7 protein-coding genes are annotated in these 7,576 nt (G+C 34.3%); 1 reads left to right on the top strand and 6 read right to left on the bottom strand.

The genetic code is table 11. The features are described from left to right. Positions 1 to 264: 264 nt before the first annotated feature. Entirely contained in the window at positions 265 to 759 is a 495-nt protein-coding gene (locus HHU12_RS32390; protein WP_169660883.1) for a DUF1648 domain-containing protein, read from the bottom strand. Between the two features lie 197 nt (positions 760 to 956). Between HHU12_RS32390 and HHU12_RS32385 the strand changes: the two genes are divergently transcribed. After that, the gene (locus HHU12_RS32385; protein ID WP_169660882.1) at positions 957 to 1,604 is read left to right on the top strand and encodes a peroxiredoxin-like family protein; all 648 of its coding nucleotides are present in this window, start codon (positions 957 to 959) and stop codon (positions 1,602 to 1,604) included. Positions 1,605 to 1,859: 255 nt separating this feature from the next. Here HHU12_RS32385 and HHU12_RS32380 read toward each other — a convergent pair whose 3' ends face one another. The 5 genes from HHU12_RS32380 to HHU12_RS32360 form a co-directional block, all read right to left on the bottom strand. Then, positions 1,860 to 2,327, bottom strand: a complete 468-nt coding sequence (locus tag HHU12_RS32380; protein WP_169660881.1) for a hypothetical protein — start codon at positions 2,325 to 2,327, stop codon at positions 1,860 to 1,862. 756 nt (positions 2,328 to 3,083) lie between these two features. Continuing rightward, positions 3,084 to 3,827, bottom strand: coding sequence for a YebC/PmpR family DNA-binding transcriptional regulator (locus HHU12_RS32375; RefSeq protein WP_169660880.1), 744 nt, complete (start codon positions 3,825 to 3,827; stop codon positions 3,084 to 3,086). Between the two features lie 9 nt (positions 3,828 to 3,836). Further along, positions 3,837 to 4,871, bottom strand: a complete 1,035-nt coding sequence (gene thiL, locus HHU12_RS32370; RefSeq protein ID WP_169660879.1) for a thiamine-phosphate kinase — start codon at positions 4,869 to 4,871, stop codon at positions 3,837 to 3,839. Between the two features lie 9 nt (positions 4,872 to 4,880). Continuing rightward, entirely contained in the window at positions 4,881 to 6,227 is a 1,347-nt protein-coding gene (gene mgtE, locus HHU12_RS32365; protein ID WP_062616510.1) for a magnesium transporter, read from the bottom strand. 12 nt (positions 6,228 to 6,239) lie between these two features. Next, positions 6,240 to 6,629 carry an START-like domain-containing protein gene (locus HHU12_RS32360; protein WP_169660878.1) on the bottom strand — a complete coding sequence of 130 codons (390 nt, stop codon included), beginning with the start codon at positions 6,627 to 6,629 and terminating at the stop codon, positions 6,240 to 6,242. Positions 6,630 to 7,576 lie beyond the last annotated feature (947 nt).

The following is a 7,576-nucleotide window of genomic DNA, read 5'->3' as shown; positions in this document are numbered from 1 at the left end:
ATCTCATGGAAGGAAAGCCAAAAGTTTATTTAAATATGGCTTAGAGAAACTTTCTCAATGCCTACAAAATAAATTTTATGAACAGCTAGAAATGCTGTTCAATCAATTTTTGTCATATACTTAGGAGTATGAATTTAAAAAACGCATTAATAGTGGTTCTATTAAAAGTTTTTTAGATGAAATAATCGCAAAAAATAATGATAAATAGTATAAGCTAATTTTGATAGAGTACTTATAATCCACAATAAGAATACATTCAATTATTTAGTTCAAATTGTTCTTTCTTAGAACAAGAAAGTAAATAATAATAGGCATAAAAGTTATCAATAGTACAAAAGGCAGAAAGAAAGTACCTAAACCCTCAGGGTTCAACTCTACGCTTTTATAAACAATCACCAAAAAAACTATCAAAATAGAAAGTTTTACAAAACGCATAAACCTTGTAGATAACGTATACTGCTTGAATGCGTTATCCTCTGTAATTTCAGTAGGGTAATTAAAAGTATGAGGATATTTATTAAGAATTGTAAGCAGTATAAATAAAAAAGTTGCAAAAATAGGCAAACCAAAAAGAGTGCTTTTATGTCCATAGTTATCAGGAATTCCTTTCGAATTAAAATGGATTGCTATTTCATCTGGCAAATCATTGTAAACAATTAAAGGTATTAGCCATGTAATCAACAAAATGGCAATGCATACTAATTCAATTGTTTTGTCTTTTAATGATAGGGTTAATTTTATTTTGGGCTGTTTCTTCATGAGACTTTTTATTCAAAAGAGAAAGTTATAAAGGTTCTACGGCAATGCACTTTTAAATGATTGTTAATTTTTTAGAATTTCTAAATTATTTTAAACAGCAATCACATTAATCTCCATAAAAGTGATGGTTAATTTTGGAGAAGAGAAAAATAAAAAGTTATATTTGACCTATCAGTCAAGAAACAAATTTTTAAACTATGAAATTAAACTTAAACTTAACCCTCAGTATTATTCTTGGTCTATTTATGATCAGTAACCTATCAAATGCTCAAGAAAAAGCCGTTTATGAGAAATACGGTGTTGTAGTTTCTTCATTGCAACCTGGTCTTGAAGTAGGTGATGATGCTTTTCAATTTAAAGGCAAAACACAAAACAAAAAGGACTTTGATCTTGAGAAAGCCTTAAAAAAAGGACCTGTTGTAGTCAACTTTTTCAGAGGTAGCTGGTGCCCCTATTGCGCAAAACACTTAATCAACGTTAATGACTCATTGAGTATGATTGAAAAAGCAGGTGCAACTTTTATGGCTATCACACCTGAAACAGAGGAACGTTTTGCTGCTTTCGCTGAAAAAAAAGGATTTGACTTTGATTTGGTAGGTGATCCAAAACTTGACATCATGAACGGCTATAAAGTCACTTTTGAGGTCAATGATGGGTACCAAGAAATGTTGAAGAAGTATGAAAAAGATTTAACAAAAATCAATTCAATCAAAAACGCATCCTTACCTGTTCCTGCCACATTTATTATTGGTCAAGATGGTAAAATCATTGCAAGACATTATGACCCTAACTACAAGGGAAGAATGAGTGTTAAAGAAATTTTATCTGCTTTGGAAAGTATTTAAGACGCCGTTTTGAGTTAAGAGTTAAGAATGAAGAGTTAAGGTAGTTTTTAACGTGTTTTAGTTGTTTTTGTCAAGATATTACGTGGCAAAGTCTACACAAATCACAACAGAAGCATTTATTCTTCATCCTTAACTCTTAACTCAAAAGTGTCTTTGTACTTATGAAATAAAAAGAGGCCTTTCGAAACTAAACGAAAGGCCTTCTTTATGTGTGCACCTCTATATTCAAAGCGAAGATCACGTTGGATCTACACCTTAATCTTTTCTATTATTTGATATTTTCCAAGTCTCTGTTGAATGCGTTTTTGGTCTGTAATTCAATTGATTACTTGTCAAAGTGACATTCTGGACATAATTACCAGGATCCGCAATCGTCATCAGGTAATTAATCTCGAAACCTTGAATTACCGAATGAGAGGCATCTGAATTATCATCTGTAATTTTCTCTAAAATAATTTTATCAATTTTAGCGGACGCATGATTTGAATCATGAGTAAAAATTTTCTTCGCTATAAGTATTACTTTTTTGGTAATAGATATCTCTCCATAGCTTTCATGCGACATATTGACATAAATACTGTCACCGTCTGATGCCTGATTGATAGCATCTTGCAAACTGTTGTAATCTGCACTATTAGATTGATTGCATACATATATTGCTTGTGCATTGATTGAAGCGCATATTCCAAAGAATAGCATTAGGGTTGTTATAAGATTTTTCATAAATACAATAGTATAGTTAAGGGTGAGAATTAGACATTTTATAAATCACACAAAACATGCCACATAGCATTGTTTATCAATACTATACAAATTTATAGAGAATACTTAATATCTACTACACCCATAAATAGGTATTTATTGAGAAGGTTGTCATTATTAAATTAATCCAATAGTTTGATTATTAAGCAGTGCTACTGATAGAGATAGCATTAGGCAAACTTAGTTAGGGTAATTAAGTACTCTGTAAACTTTCAATCGACTTTTCTGCAAGATTTTTTGTTCTACTTCCAAGCTACCTTCTTCTTCATTTTTGTCTTAACACAAAAACGAAGCAAAAAAGTCAAGGCTTTGAAGTCAAAAGCTAAATTCCATTCCTCTCGCCTAAATGATTTTAAACTCGCTAAAGCTCAAACAAGAAAATCATTTTTAACGGCTCAATACATGAAATTCTTAACGCTTTCCCCTTCAAGGCCGAGGGAACACTACCCAATGAAAAGAGTGAAAAGCCTATTGCTCCGAATATTAAGCGTTAACATCATTTGTATGCTACTGATCATCAGAAGTATCTTGATTTCGAGATATCTAATTTATAATGTATTAAGTATTAGTAAAAGCAACCATGTGATTCGTAGACCCATAATTGAAATTATGGTCTTATTTCTGTTGTCTTATTAGTTACCTCTTCAGAAACAACATATCCCTTGATGCTATGATACATCAAGGGATTAAATTTATTTAAAAACAGAATTTCTGAAATTACAATTTCTCTGCTTGAGCATCTGTGATTTCAAGATCATGGAATACATTCTGAACATCGTCATCATCTTCCAATCTGTCAATCAATTTCATAACAGTTTCAAGCGTTTCATCATCTACTTCTTTGGTAGCATGAGGAATTCTTTGAAGGTTAGCACTTGATACTTCAACACCCAACTCTTCTAGTTTTTTGTTCACTGCACCAAAGTCTTCCATTTGAGAGAAAATAGTAACAAACTCTTCTTCTACTTCAAAATCTTCTGCTCCAGCATCAATCAGCTCCAACTCAAGCTCCTCAACATCAAGTTCTTCTGTTTTATTGACAACAAAAACACCTTTACGGTCAAACAAAAATTCTAATGAACCATTTTTAGCTAAAGATCCACCCAATTTTGCAAAGTAACTTTTCACCTGTTGTACTGTTCTCCTTGTATTGTCAGTAGAACATTCAACATAGATAGCAATACCACCTGGAGAATAACCTTCATAAGTTAATTCCTCATAAGTAATATCTTCACCACCAGCCACTTTCTTGATGGCACGTTCGATGGTATCCTTAGGCATATTTGCCCCTTTTGCGTTTTGAATAGCCAAACGTAAACGGGGGTTCATATCGGGATCGATGCCACTTTCCTTAGCAGCAACGGTAATTTCCCTTCCTAATTTCGTGAAAAGTTTATTTCTTTTTGCGTCTTGAGCTCCTTTTCTATGCTTTATATTGGCCCATTTACTATGCCCTGCCATAAGTTATTTCTAGAAATGTTTCCAACCTTGAGCTGTCAGTGGAAGCGTTTGCTGTCCTTCTGTCACTAAACGAGCACCATTCTCAGCTTCATCAATATATCCGATAAAGAATATACTAGCGTGTTTTTCTACCTTAGGGAAATCTTCCTGCTTGATGGTAAACAATAATTCGTAATCCTCTCCTCCATTTAGAGCTGGAGTTTTTGAAGGAATTTTGAACTCATGACATACATCAAACGTTTGGTGATCTACTGGCAATTTATCTTCATAAACTACAGCACCAACTTTTGAATCCTTACAGATATGTAAAACCTCAGAGGCTAATCCATCAGAAATATCAATCATAGAAGTTGGTACGATTCCCAACTCATTAAATTCATGAATGATATCCGTTCTAGCCTCAGGTCTTAATTGTCTACCTGCTATATATTGATAATCCTCTAAATTTGGTTGCATTTCAGGATTCGCTTCAAAAACTTTCTTCTCTCTCAAAAGTACTTGAAGCCCCATATAAGCACCACCTAAATCACCAGAAACACAAAGGATATCTCCCTTTTTCGCTCCGCTTCTGTAGGCAATTTTATCTTTCTTTACTCTACCAACGGCAGTAACAGAAATACAAAGTCCTTGACGTGAAGAGGTTGTATCACCTCCAACTAAATCAACCTTATAATTTTTACATGCAGCTTTAATCCCTTGGTAAATCATATCAACCGCCTCTACTGAAAAACGGTTTGTGATAGCAATACTTACAGTTACTTGTTCTGGAATCGCATTCATTGCCGCAACATCTGATACATTGACAGCAATTGCTTTATACCCTAAGTGTTGCAAAGGCATAAAACTTAAATCGAAATGAATTCCTTCCAATAAAATGTCCGTTGATAAAACGGTATATTCATCTCCACCATAATCAAAAACTGCCGCATCATCACCAATGCCTTTTACAGTTGTTTTATGATGAATTTCTACTCCTTCCGTTATTTTATCGATTAAAGCAAACTCTCCTAGTTCACCTATCTCTGTTCTTTTATTTTCTGACATTTTGCAAATTTAACTATGTAAAAGCATTTTTGCTACTGTAAAGTACACTCCAAGGCCTATTAAATCATTACAAGTGGTAATAAAAGGCCCAGAAGCAAGTGCGGGATTGATTCCAAACTTATCCAACACAATTGGGGTGATGGTTCCCATAAAGGAGGCAATCATAATTACGCTAAACAAAGCCACTGAAACTACAACCGCCAAAGCATGTTCTATAAAGAGGAAATTGAACGCATATACTAAAAGTGCAAGAGTCAAACCGTTTAATATGGCGACAATTAACACTCTAAAGTAACGGTCAAAAACGGACCCTTGAAAACCTCCACTAGCTAACGATTGTACAACAATAGTCGATGATTGAATTCCAACATTACCGCCCGTTGCTGTAATCAATGGAATAAAGAAGGCCATTGCGGGTACTAAACGTAATTCGTCTTCAAACCCACCTAAAAAGTTAGCTCCTAATAATCCCCCTGACATTCCAACAATCAGCCAAGGCAAACGAGCTCTTGCCATTGCCCACAAACTATCTCTCTCCTCAATATCTTCCGAAAGACCCGACATCGCTTGCTGATCCTTTTCTGCTTGTTCAGTGATCACATCGACCACGTCGTCAATCGTAATTCTACCAATCAAACGTCCTTGAACATTAACTACAGGAATCACTTCCAAATCATAATGTTGCATCAATTCTGCCACCTCTTCATCCTCTTGATAAGAATGTACTTTGGCTATTTCAGGCTCATATAGATCCGCTACTTTATCCTCTTCATCTGCTATCAATAGACGTTTCATTGAAATTCTACCCAATAGAATATCATGGTCGTCTACTACATAAACAGTATAAACCTTATCTACTTTCTTAGCCTGACGGCGAACTTCCTCAATACATTGATGTACGTTCCAATTGATATTTACTTTCACCAATTCCTTTGCCATCAAACCACCAGCACAATCTTCTTCATAATGCAAGAGATCCACGATATACAGCACCTTTTCCTGATTCTGCATACTACCTAGCACCTCTTCCCTCATCTTGACGGGCAGTTCATTTAAAATATCCGCCGCATCATCGGAATCCGTCTGATCTAAATATTTTGATAACTCTCCGGCCTCAAAAAGAGCCATAAAGTTTTTTCGAATATCTTCCTCAAGGTCACTGATCACATCAGCCCCTACATTAGGATCTAACAATTCAAGAATGTACTTACAATCTTCAGCTGAAAGCCCTTCCATAACAGCAGAAATATCTGCTGCATGCATATCTTCAAATTCCTTTTCAAGATACGCATCTTCTTTTTGTTCAACAGCTCTCGACAGCTGTTTGATATACTTCGCTGAGTACTCGTATGACATTGTCTACAATTTTTAACCGCCCACTATCTCATGTAATCTTCCGAAGAATTCTTCCCAAAGTTCTTTCAGCTCATCCATATCGTCCATATCAGAAAAATCTGTTACGGTCACAAAAGTAGATTGAGCCAATTCACTAAAATCAAACTTGAAATCCAAATACGCTGACTTTTGATCTTCTTCTTTTTCAAAAACGTATTTCACATGCTGATTTTGCCTCCTCACTGCAATTCTCCCTCTCTTTTCTTCATTCCCCCAAACAAATGACATGATCTTCTGCTCAGCATTTTCAGTCACTTTATCTGCGAACCAATCTTTCAATAGATTCGGCGTTACAAAATAAGGATACAACTTGTGTAATGGTGCTTTGAACTCAAACTCTGAGATATACTTAAATCTTGCCATGATATTAAAAGGAAGTATTAAAAAATGATGTCTTCTACATGACAACAATTATGCGAAATTAATAGGCAAGTAGCAATAGTATTAATGAACATTTTAAAGAAAAACAGCACAAAAAAGGTAATAAGGCTTACTTCTAAAGAATTAAACTGAAATATTGAGAAAATAGACCTATATGTAAAAAACGCCTATAGACTTTTTAGTTGTAAGTGAACAATATCTAATAGACCCATAATTGAAATTATGGGCTTTTGGGAAAAAAATCATCTAAGTGCTGTGACAGAAGAAATGGAACTTTTTTAATGAAGAATGAAGAATTATGGTTCGTAAAATGGTTTTTATGGTGGTTCAGTGGACGTTGCAATGCAACATCCCTACAACTGTATCCTTCATAAATGATATGCTAACAAAAATTGAAAGTAGACTGTAGGGACGTTGTACTACAACGTCCACTGGACCACAACACGAAGCACTTTTTTACATTTAAAATGCCAATTACTTTTGTCATAGTACTTAAGTACTAGGACAGATGTAAACGGACTTTTTAGGTTGTTATTTTTTTATTCTAATCGAGAAAGATTTGCAGAGCATAACCGTAGTTACGTGATAAAAATCTAACGAAGAGTAGGATAAAAAAGATAAGATAAAATGTTCGATTACTTTTGTCCTAGTACTTAGCTACTTTAGAATATAATGGTTGGCTTATCGGTATTTGTATGGATATTAAAAATTCAATATATCATTGATGATATATCAGGTACAAACTCAATTGACATTCCAACAAACAGCTGTATCAACCTTTTTTATGATTTCTCAATTACACAAGCTACTTCTTTCCCATCAAAAGCTACCCCTACAAACATCAATTCTTTCTTCTGGTTTTCTTCTAAAACAGTAACATATTTTGAACTATGAATTTGTTGCATTGCTTTCTGTGCTATAGTTTCCAA

The sequence above is a fragment of the Flammeovirga aprica JL-4 genome, assembly GCF_012844305.1.
GTDB lineage: Bacteria > Bacteroidota > Bacteroidia > Cytophagales > Flammeovirgaceae > Flammeovirga > Flammeovirga aprica.
The sequence above is the reverse complement of the archived record's forward strand: the minus strand, read 5'-3'. Positions and strand labels throughout refer to the sequence as shown.

Excerpts from the sequence above, each read along its gene's own strand:
- thiL (WP_169660879.1), bottom strand. The coding sequence starts at position 4,871 with ATGTCAGAAAATAAAAGAACAGAGATAGGTGAACTAGGAGAGTTTGCT.
- HHU12_RS32380 (WP_169660881.1), bottom strand. The coding sequence starts at position 2,327 with ATGAAAAATCTTATAACAACCCTAATGCTATTCTTTGGAATATGCGCT.
- HHU12_RS32390 (WP_169660883.1), bottom strand. The coding sequence starts at position 759 with ATGAAGAAACAGCCCAAAATAAAATTAACCCTATCATTAAAAGACAAA.
- mgtE (WP_062616510.1), bottom strand. The coding sequence starts at position 6,227 with ATGTCATACGAGTACTCAGCGAAGTATATCAAACAGCTGTCGAGAGCT.
- HHU12_RS32385 (WP_169660882.1), top strand. The coding sequence starts at position 957 with ATGAAATTAAACTTAAACTTAACCCTCAGTATTATTCTTGGTCTATTT.
- HHU12_RS32360 (WP_169660878.1), bottom strand. The coding sequence starts at position 6,629 with ATGGCAAGATTTAAGTATATCTCAGAGTTTGAGTTCAAAGCACCATTA.
- HHU12_RS32375 (WP_169660880.1), bottom strand. The coding sequence starts at position 3,827 with ATGGCAGGGCATAGTAAATGGGCCAATATAAAGCATAGAAAAGGAGCT.